Source organism: Micrococcus sp. KRD128 (genome assembly GCF_017168395.1).
GTDB lineage: Bacteria > Actinomycetota > Actinomycetes > Actinomycetales > Micrococcaceae > Micrococcus > Micrococcus luteus.
Genome location: NZ_JABFAX010000009.1, coordinates 62123 through 83702, shown reverse-complemented (window position 1 = coordinate 83702; position 21580 = coordinate 62123). Strand labels below are relative to the sequence as shown.

Sequence of the window (21580 nt, the reverse complement as noted above, 5' to 3'; positions counted from 1 at the left end):
CCGGCTCAGCCCTCCGGCGCGAAGATCGCGTCGACCACCTGCTGCGCCCATTCGAGCAGCGGGACGTCCACGAGGTCCTGACCCATGACCGGCTTGGTCTTGGGCCGCGGGATGAGGACGCCGTTCAGGGCCGGCTTGACCTGCGCGCCCTTGTACATGCGGGTCAGGCGCATCTGACGGGACTCCGGCAGGTCCGCGGCGGGGCCGAACTTCACGTTCTGCCCCAGCAGCATCACCTCGGTGACGCCCGCGGCCCGCGCCCGGTTGCGGAACCGGGCGACGGCGACGAGCGCCTCCACCGGCTCCGGCAGCGGGCCGTAGCGGTCCTTGAGCTCCTCCACCACGGCGTCCACGGCGGCGTCATCGGCGGCCTGGGCGAGGTTGCGGTACATCTCCAGGCGCAGCCGCTCCCCCGGCACGTAGTCGTGCGGCAGGTGTGCGTTGACCGGCAGCTCCACCTTCACCTCGGCGGGCGCGGTGTCCTCCTCGCCCTTGAAGTCGGCCACGGCCTCACCCACCATCCGCAGGTAGAGGTCGAAGCCCACGCCGGCGATGTGGCCGGACTGCTCCCCGCCCAGCAGGTTGCCGGCGCCGCGGATTTCGAGGTCCTTCATGGCCAGCTGCATGCCCGCCCCGAGCTCGTTGTGGGTGGCCACGGCCTTGAGCCGTTCGAGGGCCACCTCGCCCAGGGGCTTCTGCGGGTCGTACAGGAAGTACGCGTACGCCCGCTCGCGGCCTCGACCCACGCGGCCGCGCAGCTGGTGCAGCTGCGAGAGGCCGTAGCGGTGGGCGTCCTCCACGATCAGGGTGTTGGCGTTGGCGATGTCCAGGCCGGTCTCGATGATCGTGGTGGAGACGAGCACGTCGAACTTCCGCTCCCAGAAGTCCACCATGATCTGTTCGAGCCGGGCCTCGCTCATTTTGCCGTGGGCGACGGCGATCCGCGCCTCGGGCACCAGCTCGGCGATGCGCTTGGCCACCTTGTCGATGGTGGTGACGCGGTTGTGCACGTAGAACACCTGCCCCTCGCGCATCAGCTCGCGGCGAATGGCTGCGGTGACCTGCTGGTCCGAGTACGGGCCCACCGAGGTGAGCACGGGGTGGCGCTCCTCCGGGGCGGTGGCCAGCGTGGAGGTCTCGCGGATGCCGGTGAGGGACATCTCCAGGGTGCGCGGGATGGGCGTGGCGGACATGGCGAGCACGTCCACATTGGTGCGCATCTTCTTCAGCGCTTCCTTGTGCTCGACGCCGAAGCGCTGCTCCTCGTCCACGATCACCAGGCCCAGATCCTTGAACTGCACCTGGTCGGAGAGCAGCCGGTGGGTGCCGATCACCACGTCCACCTCACCGTGGGCGAGCCCCTCGACGACCTCCTTGGACTCCTTGGCGGTCTGGAACCGGGAGAGCGCGGCCACCTTCACGGGGAAGCCGGCGAACCGGTCGGAGAACGTCTGGTGGTGCTGGCGGGCGAGCAGCGTCGTCGGGACGAGGACGGCCACCTGCTTGCCGTCCTGCACCGCCTTGAACGCGGCGCGCACGGCCACCTCGGTCTTGCCGAAGCCGACGTCGCCGGAGACGAGCCGGTCCATGGGGACGGCCGCCTCCATGTCCTTCTTGACGTCCTCGATGGTGGTCAGCTGGTCCGGCGTCTCGATGAACGGGAACGCCTCCTCCAGCTCGGCCTGCCACGGGGTGTCCGGGGCGAACGCGTGGCCGCGCGAGGCCATGCGGGCCGAGTACAGGCGGATGAGCTCGCCGGCGATCTCGCGGGTGGCGCGCTTGGCCTTGGACTTGGTCTGCGCCCAGTCCGAGCCGCCCATCTTGGACAGCGACGGCGTCTCCCCGCCCACATAGGAGGAGATCAGGTCGAGCTGGTCGGTGGGCACGAACAGCCGGTCGCCGGGGGCACCGCGCTTCGAGGGCGCGTACTCGAGCACGAGGTACTCGCGGTAGGACTCCTCGGCGCCGGGGGCGGTGCGCGGGCCGCCGGTGACCTTGCGGCGCTGCAGCTCCACGAAGCGGGCGATGCCGTGCTGGGAGTGCACCACGTGGTCGCCGGGCTGCAGGGTCAGCGGGTCGACGGCGTTGCGCCGCTTCCGCGCCAGCCGCGCCCCGGGGGCGCGCGTGCCCGCGGTGCGGTGCCGGCCGAAGAGGTCGTGCTCCGTGATCAGGGCGATCTGCGCGTCCGGGATCGTGAAGCCGGAGCCGACGGGCGCCGTCGCGATGGAGACCCGCCCCGGGGCGAGGTCCGCGGGCAGGGGCCCGTCCGCCACGGAGGCCGTGAGGCCGGCCTCCGTGGTGAGCTCGGCGAGACGGCGGGCGGAGCCGGGGCCGTCGGTGAGGACCACGGCATGCCACCCCTCCGCGAGCCGGACGCGGGTGTGCGCGACCATGGCCTCGATGTCGCCGGAGAAGGTCTGCGGGACGCCGAGGGTGGCGCGCAGGGTGGCGGCGTCGGGCAGCAGCTCCGCGTCCGAGACCAGCGCGGTGACGGACCAGAACCCCTGGTCCTGCTCGAGGGCGGCCGCGCGGAGCTCGGCCACCGTGAGGAAGCCTCCCGCGGCGGACTGGTCCGCCCCGGCCACGTCCACCGGGGCGACCGCGCCCTGAGCGGCGCCGGCCCACGCGGCCTGGAGGAACTCCTCGTTGGTGGCCAGCAGGTCGTCGGCGCGGCCGCGCAGGCGCTCGGGCTCCACGAGGACGGTCAGCGAGCCTGCGGGCAGCATGCGGGGCAGCGACGTCATGGCCTCGGCCAGCAGCGGGGCGAGGGACTCCATGCCCTCCACGGCCACGCCCTCGGCGATCCGGTCCAGCATGTCCGCGGCGGCGGGCATGGCCGGGATCAGCTCCTTCGCGCGCCGGCGCACGTGGTCCGTGATGAGCAGCTCGCGGCACGGGGGCGCGTACAGCTCGGAGGGGTGGCCCGAGCCGTCCTCCGTGGTGTCCTCGAGGGAGCGCTGGTCCGCCACGGAGAACCAGCGCATCTGCTCCACCTCGTCGCCGAAGAACTCGATGCGCACGGGGTAGTCCTCGGTGGGCGGGAACACGTCGATCAGCCCGCCGCGCACGGCGAACTCGCCGCGTCGGCTGACCATGTCCACGCGCGAGTAGGCGGCGTCCGCGAGCGCGGCCACCACGCCGTCGAAGTCCCGCTCCTCCCCCGTCCGCAGGGTGACCGGGCTCAGCTCGCCGAGCCCGGCCACGAGGGGCTGCAGCACGGCGCGCACGGGGGCGACGACCACGCGCAGCGGGCCCTCCGCGTGCTCCTCGGGGTGGGCGAGGCGGCGCAGCACGGCCAGGCGCGCGCCCACGGTGTCCGAGCGCGGGGACAGTCGCTCGTGGGGCAGCGTCTCCCAGGACGGGAACAGCGCGGCGGCGCCGGCGGGGGCCCAGGCGGCCAGGTCGGTCACGAGGTCTTCGGCCTCGCGGGTGGTCGCGGTGACCACGAGGACGGCGGCGCGCTCGCCGTGGCCCTCGGCCAGCGCCTCGGCGAGGACGGTCAGCAGGGGCGCGCGGGCGCCGTCGGGCAGGCCGATCTCCAGTTCGACGCCCCGGGCCTCGAGCGGCCGGGAGGCGGAGGCGGCGGCTGCCTCGAGCGCGCGTTCGGCGCGCAGGCGCGGCAGCAGCGGGGCGAGGACGGGGGTGGTCTCGGGGGCGCTCATGCGCGGACCTCCGGGGTGGCGGTGGAGCCGTCCGTGGCGGCGGGCAGTTCGGTGGTCATGATCTCCCGGATCTCTTCGAGGAAGGCGAGGACGTCGTCGGCGCCGCCCACCGGGCCGCCGGCGGTGAGCCGGTCCGTGCCGAGCAGCACCGCGGTGGGGAACGAGTGCAGGCCGAGGGCCTGCGAGGCGGCGCCGGCCGGGTCGGCGAGCACGAGCGACGCGTCGACGGCGCCGCTGTGGATCGCCCCCTCGGCGCCGGGGGCGTGCTGGGGCATGAGGACCCGCAGCCGGACCGGCCCGAGCGCGTCCTTGAACTCGTCCAGCCGCGCGATCACCCGCGCGCAGGAGCCGCACCCCGTGGACAGGCGCAGGGCCACCACGGCCCCGTCCGCGACCAGCCGGTGCAGGCCCGTGTACTCACCGTCCGCGACCACGACGGCGTCCGGGAACGGGTGGCGTTCGGGCTCGGCGCCGTCGGCCGGGTCGACGGCGGCCGGGGCCTCGGGCGTGGGCATCGCCGCGGCGGCGTCGGGTGCGGCCGGGACGGACTCACGCCCGGCCAGGAACACGGCGGTCGCGAGCAGCACGGACACGAGCAGGGCCCACGCCCACGCCCCGGCGCCGAAGGCGGTGAGCGGCTGCCAGGCCAGGCCCGCGCCGTGCACCGCCGGCGAGACGATCCCCTCGGCCAGGGCCAACACGGCGAGGACCAGGAAGACGACGTTGCGGACCACGGTGGTGCGGGAGATCGAAGCGGCCGAGGCCTCGCCGAAGCAGCCGCACGAGACGCCGTCGTCCTGGGCCCGGACCACGAGCGCGAGGAAGGCGGCGAAGAGGGCCACGGCTACCAGGCCGACGACCGGACGCAGCAGGGTGAAGGGCTGCAGGAGGGCGGCGGCGAGCAGCAGCTCGAGCCAGGGGAACGCGCGCGCCAGGGCGGGGGCCGCGAACGGGCGGGGCACCCTGAGTCGGGTGAACGTGGCCTGCACGTCCTCGCCGGAACGGAGCTTCGCCGTCCCGCTCAGGAGCATGATGAGGGCCACGGCCCAGAGTGCCGACATGGCGGACACACCTTCCAGGGGGTTCACGAGGGGTCGCGCGGCCGGTCCCGGCACCGTGCACGGGACCCGGGTCGCGGAGGCCAGCATATAAGGTGAGGAATGGACGCCCATCGCCGTCGGCGAACCGGTGCCGGCCCTCTCACGGCCCGCCGGGCGCGGCCCGACTTGACCCCGAGGAGACACCGTGGCCTTTTCCGCTCAGCAGTCCATCCCACACCCGCCGGCGGCCGTGGCAGCCGCCCTGGCGTCCGAGGACTTCCACCGTTCCGTGGTCGAGTCCTTCGGCGGCTCCCTGGTCTCGTTCTCCGTCGAGGGCTCCCCGGAGGGCCCGATGACCGTCACCGCCGTGCGCTCCCTGCCCGCGGACCGCATCCCGGACCGTGTCCCGGACATGGCCCGCAAGCTCATCGGCTCCGCCCTCCAGGTGGAGCAGGTGGAGCGCTGGGACGCGCCCGCCGCGGACGGCTCCCGGGCCGGCACCACCACCATCACCGTTCCCTCCGCCAAGGCGACGGCGGACGGCGCCCTCCGCCTGACCGCCGCCGGTGAGGGCTCCCAGTTCTCCGTGGACGGCACCCTCGTCTGCCGGATCCCGCTGGTGGGCTCGAAGCTCGCTGCGAAGGCCGAGCCGATGGTCGGCAAGGTCGTCAATCGCCAGGCCCGGGCGCTGTCCTCGTGGCTCGAGCGTGACGGCGGAGCCGCGCGCGGTTGATCTCGTTCTCCCGTCGCCCGGCGCTGTCGAGCTCGGCTCCGCCTGCCCGGCGGGGGCGCCGGGCCCTCCCCTCGCCGGACGCCGTGCTCATCGTGTGCACCGGCAACGTGTGCCGCTCGGCCTATGCGAGCCGGGCCCTGCAGGGCCGGTTGGCGGCTCTGGTCCCCGGCCGGGTGGAGGTCGGCAGCGCCGGCTCCCAGCCGAACCAGGCCCTGACGGTGCCGCCGCCGCTCGTGCGGCTCGGCGCCGAGGCCGGCGTCACCGGGCTGGAAGGCCACCGTCCCGCCGCGTTGCAGCCGTTCATGGTGGCGGAGGCGGATCTCGTCTTGGCCGCGGCTCAGGAGCACATGCGCTTCGCACTCCATGAAGTGCCGCAGGCGGTCACCCGGGTGTTCACCGTGCTGGAGCTCGCGGCGCTGGTCCGCGCGATGGACCAGCGGGACGGGCGGGACTGGATCCCCGCCGGTCGCGGAGTGCGTGCCTTCGCCGCCGAGGCGGCCCGCCACCGGGCCCTCGCGCGGTCGACCGCCCAGCCCCTCGACGTCGTGGACCCGTTCCGCGGGCCGGTGGAGGGGTACGCGGAGATGATCCAGATTATGGATCCCGCCCTGGAGACCATCGCGGACGCTCTGGCCCGCGCCGTGACCCCGACCCCCTGAGCGTGGGGCTGAGCCCCCGTCGAGGACGTCCGCCCGGGGCGGGAGGCTCAGTGGAACGCCTGCTGGGCGGCCTCGAGCCCGTCCGTGACGAGCTTCTCGACGGCGTCCGCCGCGCGGTCCACGTGCAGCGGCAGGACGTCCTGCTCGGGCTTGGTGAAGGGGCGCAGCACGAAGTCAGCCACGTCCATGCGGCCCGGGGGGCGGCCGATGCCGACGCGCACCCGGGCGTAGTCCTTCGTGCCGAGCGAGGCGGTGATGGACTTCAGGCCGTTGTGGCCGCCCTCTCCCCCGCCGCGCTTGAGACGCAGGGTGTCGAACGGGATGTCCAGCTCGTCATGGACCACCACGAGGTCCTCGGGGCCGATCCCGTAGAAGGACGCCAGCGCGGAGACGGGGCGTCCGGAGACGTTCATGTAGCCGGTGGACTTCGCGAGCACGACCCGCGGTCCCCCGATGCCGAGGCGACCCGTGGCCACCACGGCGCCGGCCCGGTGGCGGGTGAACCCGACCCCCATGCGGGAGGCGAGCTCATCCGCCACCATCTGGCCGACGTTGTGACGGGTGCGCTCGTACTCGGGCCCGGGGTTGCCGAGCCCGACGATGAGCGTGGTCCCCGTCGTCATGGCGTGATCAGTCCTCGGAGCCCTCGGACTCGCCCTCGGCGGACTCGGCGGCCTGCTCCTCCTGCACGGACTCGTCGCCGAGGTCCTGCTCGACGACCTCCGAGACGGTGGCGATGGCGATGTCGTCCTCGAGCTGCAGGGTGGCGCCGGCGGGGACCTGCACGTCCGGGGCGTACACGTGGTCGCCGGCCTCGCGGCCCTCGACGGAGATGGTGACGGCCTCGGGCAGGTCGGTGGCCTCGGCCTCGACCGGCACGGTGACGTAGTCCAGCACGTAGTCGTTGCCGGCGGCGACCTCGCCCTCGACCTGCACGGTGACCTCGACGACGACCTTCTCGCCGCGGCGGACCTCGATGAGGTCCAGGTGGTCCACGGTGTCCTTGATGGCGTGGCGCTGGATGTCCTTGGGCAGGACCAGGTGCTCCTCGCCGGCCTCGTTCACGACGGTGAGCAGGGCGTTGGGGTTGCGGACGGCCAGGGTGGTCTCCTGGGCCGGCAGCAGCAGGTGCACGGGCTCCTGGCCGTGGCCGTAGACGACGGCGGGGATCAGGCCGGCGCGGCGGGCCTGGCGGGCGGCACCCTTGCCGAAGTCGGTGCGGCGGGTGACCTTGATCTTGAGCTGGTCAGACATGATGCGTCCTCCTGTGGGGGTCTCGGCCGCGCAGCCGGGGGCGGCGCGGGATGCGGCCAGGAGGGGGCTTCAGTGCCGCGGCGGGTCAGCATGCTGACGCGCGGCGGCGGCCTCGTCGATCACGGAGCGCGCGCTCCCTCGCCTGGGCAACCTGGACAGGATAGCACCGGTGATGCTCGGCGCGTTCAGCGGCCCGCGCGTCGGGACCGCGCCACGATGCGGTCCAGCTTGCGGCGGTGAGCCCGTTCACCCGCGGACGCGCCGTGGGATTCGTCGTCCTCCTGGGCGCTCAGCAGCAGGCCGCAGCCGAGGACGACGGCGCCGAAGATCGTGATGAACACCTCGCCCAGCTGAAGGGAGGTCACCAGGACGATGAGGGCGGCCCCCTCGACAGCCACGCGGGACGGCGAGCGGTGCGTCCGGGCGAAGGGTCGCAGGCACAACCAGAGGTAGGCGCCGACCACGACGACCAGGAACGGCCACCCGCCCTCCACGAGGAGCCCCAGGTAGGAGTTGTGGAAGAACATGGTCACGCCGTCCAGGTCCACGAATGCCGTGGAGAGGCCCTGGCCGAAGAAGGACGTGTCCGCGACCTTCTCCGCGGACGCCTCCTGGATCTGCGCACGGAACCAGTCCGTGCCCGTGCGGTCTCCGAAGATGCCGAGGTCGGCCAGGTTCTCCTCAGCCCAGCTGACGAACCAACCCATGACGACCGCCAGTGCGATACGCAGGACCCTCCCCAGGTACGGGCTCACGAGGATCCACGCGACCGCGCAGAGCAGCGCGGCCATCGAGGTCCGCGAGCCGGTGAGGAAGGTCAGGGCGGAACCGGCACCCAGCACGAGGAGCTTCGGGCCCATGCGCTGCATGGTGGCCACCAGCAGCACGGGCAGGAGCGCGTAGAAGAGGCCGGAGACGTTCTTGTCCCCCAGGAACCCGGTGAGGTAGCCGCCGTAGGTGTCCGGGGCCAGGCCCGTGTAGAAGAGGGGCACGTTGATCAGTGCGCCGGCCGTCATCCCGTAGAGGACGCCCTTGATGTCGATCCTCTCGCTGGCGATGGCGTAGATCAGCAGGATCAGGAGCGTGATCCTCGTGGCGCGACGCGTGGGGTCGAGGTCGTTGTGCACGGTCACCGCGACGAGATACGCCACCAGGGCCAGTGCGACGAGGGCCAGCACGCCGTAGTGGGAGAGGTCCCGGCGGGGCTGCCGGAATGAGGCGAGGAGCAGCAGAAGGATGGCGGAGAACTCCGCGAACGGGATCGGCAGGCCGGGAGCGGTGAACGCATCCATCACCAGGCCGATGGCCAGCACGGCCTCGAACAGCCGCGGTGAGGCCGGCGTGACCAAGGGGTTCCACGGGGAGCGGGTCCACGCGGCCTGACCGTCCGGGACGAGGCCGAGTGAGGCGTGACGCCTGGCAGGCCGGGCCTCGGGTGGCGCGACGGCCCCCATGGCGCGGGCAGCCGTCCGGTCACGGGGCGTGCTCGGGCGCATGGTGCGGAACCTTTCGTGGACGCCGGGCAATACTCGGCTCAGCGTAGCGCGGTGGCGGGCCTCGTCCTCGGGGCCTCAGAGCGCACGGTAGGTGTTGGTACCGTGGACCTGTGCGTTTCCTGGCCACAACGGCCCGCGCATCCCCGTCCATGACCCCCGAGGTGCTCCGTGACGATCGTCGACTTCTTCCGCCTCCTGCGCGCCAACCTCCTGCTGCTCCTGGCAGCAGCCCTTGTGGGGGGTCTGTTGGGTTGGGGCTACTCCGCACTGCAGCCCCAGATCTACGCGTCCGAATCTCAGGGGTTCCTCGCCGCCCGGGCTGCAGATCAGAGCCTCATCACCAGCAACCTGCCCGCCGAGAGCCGGGCTCAGGCCTACGTCGCCCTGATCAACAGCGAGGCCGTGCGTGAACGCGTGGCACAGGACACGGGGCAGGACGGCGACGGCTCGCTCTCCGCGGTGCTCGTCCCCGAGTCCAGCATGATCAAGGTGACCGCCACCTCGACCGATCCCGAGACCGCCGCGCAGCTGGCGAACAGTGCACTGCAGGCGACGGCGGACGTGGCGGCGGACGTGGACAAGAACAGCCCGCTGGAGGTCGTGCCGCTGTCCGATGCCCGCGTGCCCTCTGCCCCCGTGAGCCCTGACACCCGGCGCAACGTCCTCTTGGGCGCGGTGGCCGGACTGGGTGCGGGACTCGCCATCGCCGTGCTCCGTCGTCTCCTGGACGTGAAGGTGCGCAGCCGCGCCGACGTGAAGGAGATCACCGGCGCCGGCGTCATCGGGGCCGTCCCGGAGAACGCGTCCCTGACCCGCACGGGCGAGGAGGCCGTGGACCTCGACCCCCGGGCCGGCGAGGCTATCCGGGCGCTGCGCACCAATCTCAAGTTCGTCTCCGTCGACGAGCCGCCCCGCGTCGTCTCGTTCACGAGCGCGGACCCCTCCGAGGGCAAGTCGACCGTCGCATCGAACCTGGCCCGCGCCCTGGCCCTGGCCGGCGAACGGGTGCTCGTGGTGGACGCCGACCTGCGGCGGCCCCGGCAGCACGACCTCTTCCAGGTGGCGGGCGACGTGGGCCTGTCCGAGGTGCTGGCCGGTGAGGTGCAGCCGGACGACGCCCTCGCGGCCACCGGAATCCCGAACCTCACGCTGCTCCCCGCCGGCCGGACGCCCCCGAACCCGTCGGAGCTGCTGGGCTCGAAGCGCATGCGGGCCCTGCTGAAGCTGGCATCGGAGGACTTCTTCGTCATCGTCGACTCCCCTCCCCTGCTGCCCGTGACGGACGGTTCCCTCCTGGCCACGGCCGTGGACGGGACTGTGCTCGTGGTGCGTCAGGGGCGGACCCGCAAGGACCACCTGGAGGCGGCCGTGGAGAATCTCGCCGCGGTGGACGCGCATCTGCTGGGCGTGGTCATGAACGGCGTCGCGCGCTCCCAGCGCGGCGGCGGCTACTCCTACGGCTACGGGTACGAGAGCACGTACCACAAGTCCCACGAGAAGTACCTCTCGAGCGTCGGTTCGTCGGCGAAGAAGGGGCGGCGTTCACGCCGCAAGGCCCGCACGCGCAGCTGATCGCCCCCACGCACGAAGCCCCCGCCGAAACCGGCGGGGGCTTCGTCGTGCGAGACGCGGTCAGCGCCTCAGGTACGTCCGCAGGCGTTCGCGCTGATCCGGGGCGGTGTAGCCGACGGCGGCCAGGGGCCCGAGGTCGAGGGCGCTGTTCGTCGGCCGCGGTGCCACGCCCTCCTTGCCGGCCAGGTACGCGGCGGTGGTCGTGGCGGAGACGCGTGCGGCATCGTGGCCGGTGTCCTCGAAGACCCACCGGGCGACGTCGTGCCAGGTGACCACGTCGCCGCTGTTGGTCATGTGGAACGTGCCCGTGGGCGCGTCCGTGGTGACCAGGTGCAGCAGGGCGTCGGCGAGGTCGTCGGCGAAGGTGAGACGGCCGTGCTGGTCGGCGACGACGGCCGGGTCGATCCCGCGCTCGGCGAGGGAGGCTATGGTGGCCACGAAGTTCTTCCCCTCCCCGATCACCCAGGAGGTGCGGACGATCCAGTGTCGCGGCACGGTGCGCACCGCGGCCTCGCCGGCGGCCTTCGACTGGCCGTAGACGCCCAGCGGCGCGAGCGGGTGGTCCACCGGGTGCTCCTGCCCCACGGGGAGGGCGCCGTCGAACACGTAGTCCGTGGAGACATGGGCCAGGCGCACGCCGGCCTCGGTGCAGCGGCGGGCGAGCTCGGCGACGGCGGTGGCGTTGACGGCCCAGGCCTGGGCCCGGCCCTCGGGCGTCTCGGCGGCGTCCACCGCGGTCATGGCGGACGCGTTGACCACGGCGCGCAGGCCGCGGAAGTGCTCCCGCGGCCAGGAGGCCGGATCGGTCATGTCCCAGGTGTCCCGGCCATGGGCCTCGACCGGGATCCCCGCGGCCTCGGCGCGGGCCACGAGGGCGCGGCCGAGCTGGCCGCCGGCGCCGAGCACGAGGATCGGGGCGGGCGGCATGGGAGTGACGTCCGCGAGCATCGGGTGGGCGCGGTCCTTGTCCGAGAGCTCGGCGTCCTCGAGCGGGATGGGCCAGGCGATGGCCGCCGTCGGGTCCGCGAGGTTGAGGAACGTGTACTGGCCCTGCGCGTCGGCGGACCAGTGATCGTTCACCAGGTAGGTGTAGGCGGTGTCCGGCTCGAGCGTCTGGTAGGAGTTGCCCACCCCACGCGGCACGAAGACGGCCTTCTCCGGGCCGAGTTCCACGGTGGCGACGGCGCCGAAGGACGGCCCTTCGCGCAGGTCCACCCAGGCGCCGAAGATCCGGCCGTGGGCGACGGCCACGTACTTGTCCCAGGGTTCGGCATGGATGCCGCGGGTGGTGCCGACGGCGTCGTTGAAGGAGATGTTGTTCTGCACCGGGGCGAGCGAGGCCAGGCGGGGGTGCCCGGCGGCGAGGGCGCGGATCTTCTCCCGCTGCCAGTTCTCCTTGAACCAGCCGCGGTTGTCCCCGTGGACGTCGAGGTCGAGGACGAGCAGGCCGGGGATGGCGGTCTCGGTGATGCGCATCAGCGGTGCCCCCTCACTGGCCCTGGGCGCGGTAGGTGGCCTCGACGGCGTCCTTGGCCGGGCGCCACCAGGCCTCGTTCTCGCGGTACCAGCGGACCGTGTCCGCCAGACCGGCGCGGATGTCCGTGAACTGCGGCTCCCAGCCGAGCTCGGTGCGCAGCGCGGTGTTGTCGATCGCGTAGCGCAGGTCGTGGCCCGGGCGGTCGGCGACGAGGTCGTAGTCGTCCGCGGGGCGGTCGAAGAGCTCGAGGAGGATCTCCACGATCTCCCTGTTGTTCCTCTCGCCGTCCGAACCGATCAGGTACGTGCGGCCGATCTCGCCGCGTTCGAGGATGCGCAGCACGGCCGAGGAGTGGTCCTCCGTGTGGATCCAGTCCCGGACGTTGACGCCCTGGCCGTAGAGGCGGGGGCGGACGCCGTCGATCAGGTTGGTGATCTGGCGCGGGATGAACTTCTCGATGTGCTGGTACGGGCCGTAGTTGTTGGAGCAGTTGCTCAGCGTGGCCTGCACGCCGAAGGAGCGGACCCACGCGCGCACCAGGTGGTCCGAGCCGGCCTTCGAGGCCGAGTAGGGGCTGGAGGGGTTGTACGGGGTGGACTCGGTGAACTTCGCCGGATCGTCCAGTTCGAGGTCGCCGTAGACCTCGTCCGTGGACACGTGGTGGAACCGCTTGCCGTACTTGCGGACGGCCTCCAGCAGCGTGAAGGTGCCGATGATGTTCGTCTGGATGAACGGCGAGGGATCGTTCAGCGAATTGTCGTTGTGGGACTCGGCGGCGTAGTGGACGACGGCGTCCGACTCGGCGACCAGGCGGTCCACCAGGGCCGCGTCGCAGATGTCCCCGACCTCGAGAGTGACGCGGTCCTCCGGCAGGCCGGCGAGGTTCTCCCGGTTGCCGGCGTAGGTCAGCTTGTCCAGCACGAAAACGCCGTGCCCGGTCTCACGGACGACGTGGTGGACGAAATTCGAGCCGATGAACCCGGCGCCGCCGGTGACGAGGAGGTGCATGGGGCCAGGGTATCGGGAGGACACGCAGCGGGCCTGGTGCCACCCTTAACTCCTGTTCGACACCTGGGGGACTGCACACCGGTGCCTCATGGCACACTGCCAGTGTGATCAAGGAGAAGGCGCTTAACGCCGCCCGCAGGGCGAAGCACCAGGTCTGGACCCTCCGGAAGGTGTCCGCACAGCAGGCGCGCGAGCTCCTCGACACGACGGCGCAGCGTCTCCGGCCGCTCAGCTTCAACCCCCACCGCTACCCGCTCCATCGCTTCCTGCGCTTCGATGCGCCGATGCAGGAGACCCTGCCCGCACCGGAACGCATCTTCGTCCTGTGGACGGGGTTGAACGAGATGCCCGCCATCCGCGCCGCCAACCTGGGCCGGATCCGCACGATAGTCGGGGTCCCGGTCGAATTCGTGACTCCGGCCACACTGCACGAGTGGACCGTGGAGCATCATCCTCTGCACCCGGCCTACCCGCATCTGTCCCTAACGCACCGCTCGGACTATCTGCGGGCGTACCTTCTCCACCACCATGGCGGCGGATACATGGACCTCAAGGCCCCTGCGGGTTCATGGGCAGACATGTTCACCCGCCTAAACGGCGATTCCGAGGCGTGGGTCCTTGGGTATCCCGAGGACTCCAAGGGGAGGATCCCCCCGTATGGCGGTCACATGGAGCGGGACCTGCGCATCCATTTCGCCAGCGTCATGGGGACGATGGCCATGATCGCTCGCCCCCGTTCGCCGTTCACGGCGGAGTGGTTCCACGAGGTCGAACGGCGCCTGGACTACTTCCTCCCTCTTCTGAGGGATCACCCGGGAGGCGTGCGAGACGAGATCGACCTGTACCCCGTGGGCTGGACCCAGATCCTCGCCGACATCGCCTACCCCTGTCCCTCAAGCACCATGACCACATCCGGCTGGAGAAGGGGTTCACCCCGCCCGACGAGGCCTATCGCTGAGACGCTCCCACGCCACCGCCCGACGGACCGTAGCGAGGACTCGCAAAGGATCTCATCCGGGGCGACGGCCCTGTGGGCGAGGTGCCGGAGGCTGTCACCCACTCGAATGGAGCAGCGCACGTCGGGACATGACGGCCCTGTAGATTGCGATACATGAAGTTCCTCGACAAGTCGAAGTCACGCGCCCTGAAAGCGATCCGCCGCGGCGACCCCGTGTCCTGGGTTCCCGACTGGATGGGACTGGGAAACATTCTGTACCAGGGACTGTGGGCATTCGAAGGCGACGACCGTCAAGAGGGGCGCAGGGTCCTGTTGCACCCCAAGCGGGAGGCAGCGGTCGCGCTCTTCCCCACTCTGCGGGGACGCTACTTCGTCACGAGGGACCGCGTGCCCTTCACCGCGCGACGGGTGATGCCATGGCGCGAGGAGTCCCCGGAGCCTATCCCCTATCAGCCCGCCGAGCTCCCAGGCTTCATCCGTGAGGTGCTGCTCCCCGGTTCCCCCGTCGCTGCGGTCCCGGATGGAATATCCGAGGACGATGTCGTTGTCAATGTGCGGCGCGGCGATTACTACTCGGTCCCCCAGCACGAGGCCGAGTTCGGAATGGATCAGGTCGCCTACGTTCGGGCCGCCATCAGCCGAGCGGCGGCGGTCTCCGGCCCCATCGGGCGCATCATTGTGATTTCGGACGGCCTGGACTGGTGCAGGGAGAATCTTGGCCCCGTCCTCGAGCCGCACGGCCCGGCGATCTATGAGGACGGCGACCTCTTCCACGATCTGCGCGCCGTCGTGCATGCCCGCCGCCTGATCATCACGAACTCCACCTTCTCCTATTGGGGTGGATACATCGGCGACGAGTTGCACCCGGGCCGTCTCGTCATTGCACCGGCACTGTTCAGCCGTAACCTCAACGGTGGTCGTGCTCACCAGCTCAGGCCTTCGTGGACCGTGCTGGAGGAAGGGTGCGGGGACCTCGCCAGGTAGCCCTCTGTCGGAACCTCGGAAAGGGGAACCGCCCTTGGCTATGCTGGGCGCATGGTTCATTCAAGCCGGTTGGAGCGCCGGGTTTGCATCTCGCTCACCGACAGTGATCGACGCCCCCGGTTCATGGATGGGCCGGGGGCCGCCTGGTTCCGCTTTTACGATGCGTTCAACGGCTCCACCTCGGATCCGTCCCCTTACTTCAATGTGGCCCGCTACCGCGAGCACTACCCCGGTTCACCCACCCCCGGCCAGGCGGGATGCGCCATCAGCCACTTCCGTGTCCTCGAGTCCTTCGCGTCGAGCACAGGCCCCGACGACGGGGTGGCTCTTATCTCCGAGGACGACGTCCTCATGCCGACCCAGACGGAGGCGGTCCTCAACTGCATCCTAAAGGACAACTCCTTCGACATCGCCGTGCTGGCAGATCGCGCCCCCACGAACCCCTCGCTCGCGTTCCACCGCATTCTTATGACCGAGTCCCAACTCTCGCTACTGTCTCGCCCCATTGTGCGCGGGGGCCGAATCCGACGGATCGGCCGGTTCGAGGGAAATCCATACACGACAGCCTTTTATCTGGTCACTCGCTCGGGTGCACGCAAGCTCGTCTCGGGACTCGTAGAAGATGCGGGCGGCCCCTGGACCATCGCCGACGACTGGCCGCTGTTCCGGGACAGGTACGGTCTCGACATTCGCGTGCTGAGACCCGGGCTGGTGACCTATATGGGCGGGTCCACGACGCGGGATGCGGAGTCCCTTGCCCGCGATGGCGAGACGCCTGGCCGCGCCGATGGTCTCCTGGTCCGCCTGAAGACGGCGGTAGCGCTGCGCTCGCGATGGCAAGCCTCGCGTCTCGCCGTTCGGGCCACCGCGCACGACATCAAGGCTCGCTGAGGCGACCCGGCGAGCCGCCGCGGCGGCCCGCCAGGCAGGAGGGTCCGTAGATCAGAACCCGACGGCGGAGGCCCCGTCCATCAGCCGCCGTGGTGGGATCCGCTTCAACAGCCGGTAGCGGACCATACCCTGCAGGGCGCCCAGGTGCCCGCCGGCGATTCGGGCGTGGCGTAGCCGCGCGCCGCGCTCGCGGGTGACGACGTAGGCCGGAAGGTGGCGAGCCACCTCCGTGGCCGACACCCGCCAGCTCGGCCCACTCATGCCCTCGTGTCGGTGGCGGATCCACAGCAGCATCCTGCCGACCTGCTGGATCCGCTGCTGCCGGAAGACGGTCTGCGGGGTGGACCGCAGGCGATAGTGGACGACCGCATGCGGCGCGTGCACGACGACCACCCCGCGGCGCTGGGCGCGCCAGGAGAAGTCCGTCTCCTCAGAGCCACCGGGGAAAGAGGAGTCCATCCCGCCAGCCGCGAGGTACATGGAGCGGCGGACGCCGAAGTCATTACCCGCCACGGTGGGGAGGTGCCCGGCGAACCCGCCATGCACCACCGGATACCCCGTCGCGTCCGTGCCGGGCACGCCGACCTCGGAAGGGATGTCATAGGCGGCGAGCACGGCGGCGTCGTTGAACCGCCGGTGGAGGAGGGTACCCACGGCCAGGGCGTCCTCCCGCGAGCGCACGGCCGCGGCGAGCTCCCGGACCCACTCGGGCCCGACGAAGTCGTCTGCGTCGCAGAAAAGCAGGACCTCTCCCGCAGCCGCCAGGGCCCCGACGTTGCGGGCGTGCGAGGCGCTCGCCGGCCCCCGGGCGTCGACCACGGTCACAGTGAGACCGTAGCGCTTCGCGGCCTCGCGGGTAGCCGACACCGTGCGGTCCGTGCTCCCATTGTCGGCCACGATCACCTCGAACTCCGGAGGGTCCACCTGCACGGCCAGGCTCTCGATCTGCTCGGCGATGTAGGCCTCGGCGTTGTACGCCGGGATAATCACACTGACCAACTCGGGATCGCCGGGTTCCCCTGCGCCCTGCCGCACTTCCCCGGGGAGCGCCGGGTCGTCGGGGCCAAGGCCCAGGCCGACCTGCGGTGTGGGACGACGGCGCAACAGGTGGTACTCCACGGCTCCCGCGAGCGTGCCGGCGGCCATCGCCGTCCGCGAAGCGAGCCCCCGCCAGTCCGCCGTCGTCGGATGGGCCGCCATCTTCAGCGCCGCCCCCAGGCACCGCACGGGCTCGCTCGCCCACGTCGTGGCTCGAGAGCGGTCCCACACGCCATAGCGATCCGCCAGGAGCGCATGGGCCTTCGCGGACCGGAACGCGATCTTGCGAGCCGCCCGCGGGCTGGCCTTGCCCCGGGAGGCGACCCTTACCTGCGGCATCTCCACCAGCCGGTGCCCGGCTCGTAGGACGCGGAAGGCGAGGTCGTTGTCATCGCCCGCGTGGGGGAATGACTGGTCGAAGCCACCTACGGCTTCGAGCAACTGACGCGATGCTCCGAAGTCGCCCCCCATCAGCACGGGGAAGGGGCCGGAGACCTCCCGGCCGGGTCCGTCCTGCGGCTGCAGCTCGTCTCCGAGCCGGTCGCGGACGGCGTCCAGTCCCTGGTCGAAGATCTCGGCGGGAAGGTGCGTCACGCTACCCGTCCAGATCGACGTCGTGCCGAAGGCCGCCGCCCCGGCGGCCACCCAGTGCCGCGAGACGACGTCGTCCGCATCGCAGAACATGACGTAGGGGGCGCGGGCGGCGGCGATCCCCCTGTTGCGGGCGTAGGAGGACCCCTGATGCGCCTCAGCCCGGACCACCCTGAGCGAGGGGCCGGACTCCATGAAGGGCCGCATGGCGCCCTGTAGGTCGTCGGTGGAACGGTTGTCCACGACGATGACCTCGAACGGGGGCGCACCGACCTGCGTGCGGAGCGCCTCCAGCTGCAGCGGCAGGGTGCGCGCGCCGTTGTAGACGGGGATCACCACGGACACCGACGGCGCCGTGGGGGTCGAGGCGCTGTGGGCGTGGATGGACATGATGTCAGGCCTCTTCCTGGATTCGGTCCGGCATGGAGAACTCGTCATCGGGGATCGCCGTCCACTCGGGGAGGAGCAGCGGGGACTCCCCGTCGCTGTAGAGGCGGTTGAAATGGAGCGGGGCGAAGACGGTCCTCGGGCGCTCCCATGCGGAGCGCGCGGTGGCGAGGTACCCGCCCCAGTACGAAAACGTGGAGTTGCCCAGGATCAGGTCTCGCGCCACGGCCAGCTGCGCCAGGTCCTCGAACATGTCGTGCGGGGTCGGCATGAAGACGACGGACCTCTCCCTCCCGAGGAAGCCGAGGTTCGCAGCGCACCAGTCCGGGTCGTCGGACACGACGACGACACGCTCCTGCCGCTCGGCCGGGATGCGCCGGAGCGCGGCATGCACGTAGCCGGGGATGTCGAAGCCGAAGACCGCCCTGAGGCCGGCGTCCGCGTAGTAGTCGCCGCGTCGCACATTGACGACCACGACGCCGTCCGGGCGAGCGGCCATCCGGCTGCGGAAGGACTCGCTCGCGAGCAGCAGCTCGCGCGCGAAGTCCCGCAGGTCCTTGAAGCGGAAATCCTGCCCCGCCTGCTGCCCCCACTCCACCGTGCGCCTCTGCCGCCAGCCCACGTCCGCCTCGTCGACCGTCAACGCCTGCAGCAGGGGGAACTCCTGGAGCCACGGGTCCATCTTGGGCTTGTGTCGCACGAGCCATCGCTCGCCGGTGTGCCGCTGCCGCGCCCACGCCGTCGCCCACAGGTAGAGGTAGTTCCCCCCGTTCATGGGCTCGGCGCCCCAGATGACGAAGGGCTGCTGGGTGCGTACCAGGGAGAGCGCCCGCGCACGGGCGGCGGCGGCAGGATCGCGGCGGGCCATGCCGCTACCCTACCGAGAGGACCTCTCCTCCCCGAGACGGAAGCGATCACTGTGGACCTCCTCTCCCCGGCGCGTGCCCTCAAGCACCGCGCCTTCCTGGCCCGCAAGGACGCGGAGCTTCGCGCAGAGGCCCGCCGCCTGCGGGCGGACCCCGTCTTCCGGGCCCAGTACTCGGCCGCCGAGGCCGGTCTCGAGGTTCCGCCGCTCGAGGACCATCCGGGGCCCTGGGCGATCGCCATGGTGCGCAACGAGGCGGACGTCATCGAGACGGCGGTCCGTCACCTCGTGCGGCAGGGCGTGGACCACCTGCTGATCGTGGACAACCTGTCCGAGGACGACACCCCCCAGGTGCTGGCACGACTGGCGGAGGAGTTCCCCCATGTGCACGTCGGCACGGACCGTGAGGCGGCCTACTACCAGTCCGCGAAGATGACCCGCCTGGCCGACCTGGTCTCCGCCGCGGGGGCCCGGTGGATCATCCCCTTCGACGCGGACGAACTGTGGTTCGCCCCGCAAGGCCGGCTGGTCGACGCCCTCACCGGCTCGGGGGCGCCGGTGCGCCGGGCCCACCTGTACAACCTCTTCCCGACGCCGGACGGGCAGCAGTGGCGCCTCGACACCGCCCGCCACTTCGACGACAAGGTCGCCTTCCGCGCATGGGAGGGGGCGGTCCTGGCGATGGGCAACCACGAGGTGAGCCGCCCGGGATCCCGCGAGGGCGAGGGGCTGCGCATCCTCCACCTGCCCTGGCGGTCCTTCGAGCAGTTCGCAAGGAAAACCCGCATCGGTGCCGCTGCGGTGGCCCTGGCGGACCTGGACGGGGACAAGGCCTACCACTGGCGCTGGCTCGGCTCGGCCTCGGAGGACGAACTGCGCACCGTGTGGCGTCGGCTCCTGTCCGGTGAGGCGGTCGCGAACGCCGCCTGGTATCCCCGGGGGACGCTGCGCCCGATCGGGGACACGTTGCCGTCGTCGTGGGCCGACGTCCAGGCGCTGCTGGGCCCGGGCCCGGCGGAAGGCAACGTGCTGAGCCGGTGAGGCCCCGATAGAGTCGCCACCATGAAGGGCATCATCCTGGCCGGCGGCACGGGCTCCCGGCTGCACCCGATCACCCACGCCATCTCGAAGCAGCTCGTGCCGGTGTACGACAAGCCGATGATCTACTACCCGCTCTCGACGCTCATCCTGGCGGGGATCAGCGACATCCTGGTGATCACCACCCCCCACGACGCCGGCCAGTTCCAGCGCCTTCTGGGGGACGGCTCCCAGTTCGGGATCTCCCTCACCTATGTGCAGCAGCCCTCCCCCGACGGTCTCGCCCAGGCGTTCCTCCTGGGAGAGGAGCACATCGGCGACGACCACGTGGCCCTCGTGCTCGGGGACAACATCTTCTACGGGCCGGGGATGGGCCAGCAGCTGCGGCGCCACACCGAGGTCCACGGGGCCACGGTGTTCGGCTACTGGGTGGCCGACCCCACCGCCTACGGCGTCGTCGAGTTCGACGGCACCGGGCGGGCCGTCTCCCTCGAGGAGAAGCCCACGGCGCCGAAGTCCCACTACGTCGTGCCCGGGCTGTACTTCTACGACAACGACGTCGTGGAGATCGCGCGCGCCCTGAAGCCCTCTGCACGTGGTGAGCTGGAGATCACCGACGTCAACCGCACCTACCTGGAGCGCGGCACCCTGAACGTCGAGGTCCTCCCCCGGGGCACGGCCTGGCTGGACACCGGCACCTTCCACGACCTCAACGACGCCTCGAACTTCATCCGCACCATCGAGTCCCGCCAGGGGCTCAAGGTCGGAGCGCCGGAGGAGGTCGCCTGGCGCCAGGGCCTGCTGACAGACGACGAGCTGCGCGAGCGCGCTGAGCCGCTGGTGAAGTCCGGGTACGGCCGGTATCTCCTGGACCTGCTCGAGAACGCCCGCTGAACCGGCGCGCACCCCGGAGAACCCATGACTCTCGACATCCTGTACGTCCGCCCCAGGGGCTCCGGCTGGGGGCCCGTCGCCGAGCTTGTGGCCCTCGCTGCTCGCCTCTTCGACGCCCGCGTGGCGGTGGTGGATGACCACGGGGAGGTGTCGCTGTTCCGGAAGACGGCAGCGTCCCTGCCCCGGGGTCGCCGGCGCCCGGGTCACCACCTCCTCGTCGTCGCCCCCCACGCGGGCATGGCCGCCTACGCGGCCCGGCCCCGTCTGTGGTTTCCGGGTTACGACTCCACCGCGGTGTGGGTCATCGACTCGTTCTGGACCGACAGGACACCGCGACTCCTGCGCGGCACCGCCCACGTGGATCGGGTGTTCATCACGGACCCCCAGCTCGTCGAGGAGTGGGAGCAGATCACCGGCACCCCGGTCTCCGTCCTGCCCTGGGGCGCGGACACAGCGCTCTACCCCGGCGCCGCGCAACACCGCGGCATCGATGTGCTGCGCCTGGGCCGCCAGCCCGAAGCCTGGGCGGACGACGACGCTACGGCCCTGGAAGCCCACCGGCAAGGCCTACGGTTCGCGGGGCGCCCGCCGACGAGTGACGACCCGGGCCAGAACCAGCGCAACGTCCGAGAGGCCCTCATGGGGGCGAAACTGGTGCTCGCATTCTCGAACCTCGTCAGCCCCGCTCCGTACACCCATCCCACACGGGACTACCTGACCGGCCGGTGGATGGATGCACTCGCGGCCGGATGCCTCGTGGCGGGGACCGCGCCAGCCGCAGCGACGAGCACGCTATGGGACGGGGCCACGCTGGAGATCTCCCCGACGTCGCGTGAGGATGCCTGGCCCATCCTGACCGCGGCCGCCGAATGCTGGTCCCCCGAGCGAGCTGCCGAGCAGCAGGAGTGCGCGCGTCGCACCCTCGACTGGCGATGGCGCCTGCGACAGATGGGCACCGTGATGGGGTGGCCCGAGCCGCCGCGTCTGACCCAAGAGCTAGAACGGCTGATCTCGTCCCCTCAGCAAGGCTGAA

General features: G+C 71.4%; 18 protein-coding genes. 9 read left to right on the top strand and 9 right to left on the bottom strand.

The window, feature by feature from the left end; all coding sequences use genetic code 11:
• Positions 1-5: 5 nt before the first annotated feature.
• Together mfd and J1M44_RS04535 are read right to left on the bottom strand one after the other, a co-directional pair.
• Positions 6-3662 (bottom strand): transcription-repair coupling factor, encoded by a 3657-nt coding sequence (gene mfd / locus J1M44_RS04540; RefSeq protein ID WP_102708176.1) that lies wholly within the window; start codon positions 3660-3662, stop codon positions 6-8.
• Positions 3659-4723, bottom strand: a complete 1065-nt coding sequence (locus J1M44_RS04535; protein ID WP_206480661.1) for a MauE/DoxX family redox-associated membrane protein — start codon at positions 4721-4723, stop codon at positions 3659-3661. Before J1M44_RS04535 ends, mfd begins: the two co-directional genes overlap by 4 nt.
• Positions 4724-4907: 184 nt before the next feature.
• Between J1M44_RS04535 and J1M44_RS04530 the strand changes: the two genes are divergently transcribed.
• Positions 4908-5435: a DUF2505 domain-containing protein gene (locus J1M44_RS04530; RefSeq protein WP_078025720.1), complete on the top strand. Its 528-nt coding sequence runs from the start codon at positions 4908-4910 to the stop codon at positions 5433-5435.
• An 83-nt stretch (positions 5436-5518) separates the two neighbouring features.
• Positions 5519-6094, top strand: coding sequence for an arsenate reductase/protein-tyrosine-phosphatase family protein (locus J1M44_RS04525; RefSeq protein WP_145015841.1), 576 nt, complete (start codon positions 5519-5521; stop codon positions 6092-6094).
• A gap of 47 nt (positions 6095-6141) precedes the next feature.
• Here J1M44_RS04525 and pth read toward each other — a convergent pair whose 3' ends face one another.
• From pth to J1M44_RS04510, 3 genes are all read right to left on the bottom strand, one after another.
• Entirely contained in the window at positions 6142-6717 is a 576-nt protein-coding gene (pth, locus tag J1M44_RS04520) for an aminoacyl-tRNA hydrolase (RefSeq protein WP_127435006.1), read from the bottom strand.
• A 7-nt stretch (positions 6718-6724) separates the two neighbouring features.
• Complete coding sequence (locus tag J1M44_RS04515; RefSeq protein ID WP_206480659.1) at positions 6725-7348, bottom strand: 50S ribosomal protein L25/general stress protein Ctc; 624 nt, start codon at positions 7346-7348, stop codon at positions 6725-6727.
• 185 nt (positions 7349-7533) lie between these two features.
• Positions 7534-8697, bottom strand: a complete 1164-nt coding sequence (locus J1M44_RS04510) for an O-antigen ligase family protein (protein WP_241252791.1) — start codon at positions 8695-8697, stop codon at positions 7534-7536.
• A 315-nt stretch (positions 8698-9012) separates the two neighbouring features.
• Here J1M44_RS04510 and J1M44_RS04505 point away from each other — a divergent pair, with 315 nt between their 5' ends.
• Positions 9013-10416, top strand: coding sequence for a polysaccharide biosynthesis tyrosine autokinase (locus J1M44_RS04505; RefSeq protein ID WP_206480656.1), 1404 nt, complete (start codon positions 9013-9015; stop codon positions 10414-10416).
• 60 nt (positions 10417-10476) lie between these two features.
• Here J1M44_RS04505 and J1M44_RS04500 read toward each other — a convergent pair whose 3' ends face one another.
• Complete coding sequence (locus tag J1M44_RS04500; RefSeq protein ID WP_206480654.1) at positions 10477-11892, bottom strand: sugar nucleotide-binding protein; 1416 nt, start codon at positions 11890-11892, stop codon at positions 10477-10479.
• A 13-nt stretch (positions 11893-11905) separates the two neighbouring features.
• Entirely contained in the window at positions 11906-12901 is a 996-nt protein-coding gene (gene rfbB, locus J1M44_RS04495; RefSeq protein WP_206480652.1) for a dTDP-glucose 4,6-dehydratase, read from the bottom strand.
• Between the two features lie 104 nt (positions 12902-13005).
• Here rfbB and J1M44_RS04490 point away from each other — a divergent pair, with 104 nt between their 5' ends.
• From J1M44_RS04490 to J1M44_RS04480, 3 genes are read left to right on the top strand one after another with little or no spacing between them, the layout of a single operon-like run.
• On the top strand, positions 13006-14016 hold the full coding sequence (locus J1M44_RS04490) for a hypothetical protein (protein ID WP_144862323.1): 1011 nt from the start codon (positions 13006-13008) through the stop codon (positions 14014-14016).
• Positions 14013-14843, top strand: coding sequence for an alpha-1,2-fucosyltransferase (locus J1M44_RS04485; RefSeq protein WP_144862321.1), 831 nt, complete (start codon positions 14013-14015; stop codon positions 14841-14843). Before J1M44_RS04490 ends, J1M44_RS04485 begins: the two co-directional genes overlap by 4 nt.
• Before the next feature lie 51 nt (positions 14844-14894).
• Positions 14895-15734 (top strand): glycosyltransferase family 25 protein, encoded by an 840-nt coding sequence (locus J1M44_RS04480; protein WP_144862320.1) that lies wholly within the window; start codon positions 14895-14897, stop codon positions 15732-15734.
• Between the two features lie 51 nt (positions 15735-15785).
• On the opposite strand, the gene J1M44_RS04475 is transcribed toward J1M44_RS04480, so the two are convergent.
• Positions 15786-17753: a glycosyltransferase gene (locus tag J1M44_RS04475; protein ID WP_036340540.1), complete on the bottom strand. Its 1968-nt coding sequence runs from the start codon at positions 17751-17753 to the stop codon at positions 15786-15788.
• A 4-nt stretch (positions 17754-17757) separates the two neighbouring features.
• Complete coding sequence (locus J1M44_RS04470; protein ID WP_144862318.1) at positions 17758-18618, bottom strand: alpha-1,2-fucosyltransferase; 861 nt, start codon at positions 18616-18618, stop codon at positions 17758-17760.
• Positions 18619-18669: 51 nt separating this feature from the next.
• On the opposite strand from J1M44_RS04470, the gene J1M44_RS04465 reads away from it, so the two are divergent.
• Genes J1M44_RS04465 through J1M44_RS04455 form a run of 3 tightly spaced genes read left to right on the top strand, consistent with a single transcriptional unit; the run spans position 18670 to position 21579 of the window.
• Positions 18670-19656: a glycosyltransferase family 2 protein gene (locus J1M44_RS04465; protein ID WP_052001260.1), complete on the top strand. Its 987-nt coding sequence runs from the start codon at positions 18670-18672 to the stop codon at positions 19654-19656.
• A gap of 21 nt (positions 19657-19677) precedes the next feature.
• Positions 19678-20547, top strand: coding sequence for a glucose-1-phosphate thymidylyltransferase RfbA (gene rfbA / locus J1M44_RS04460; protein ID WP_144862315.1), 870 nt, complete (start codon positions 19678-19680; stop codon positions 20545-20547).
• 24 nt (positions 20548-20571) lie between these two features.
• Complete coding sequence (locus J1M44_RS04455) at positions 20572-21579, top strand: hypothetical protein (RefSeq protein WP_144862313.1); 1008 nt, start codon at positions 20572-20574, stop codon at positions 21577-21579.
• The last annotated feature ends 1 nt before the right edge of the window (position 21580 follow it).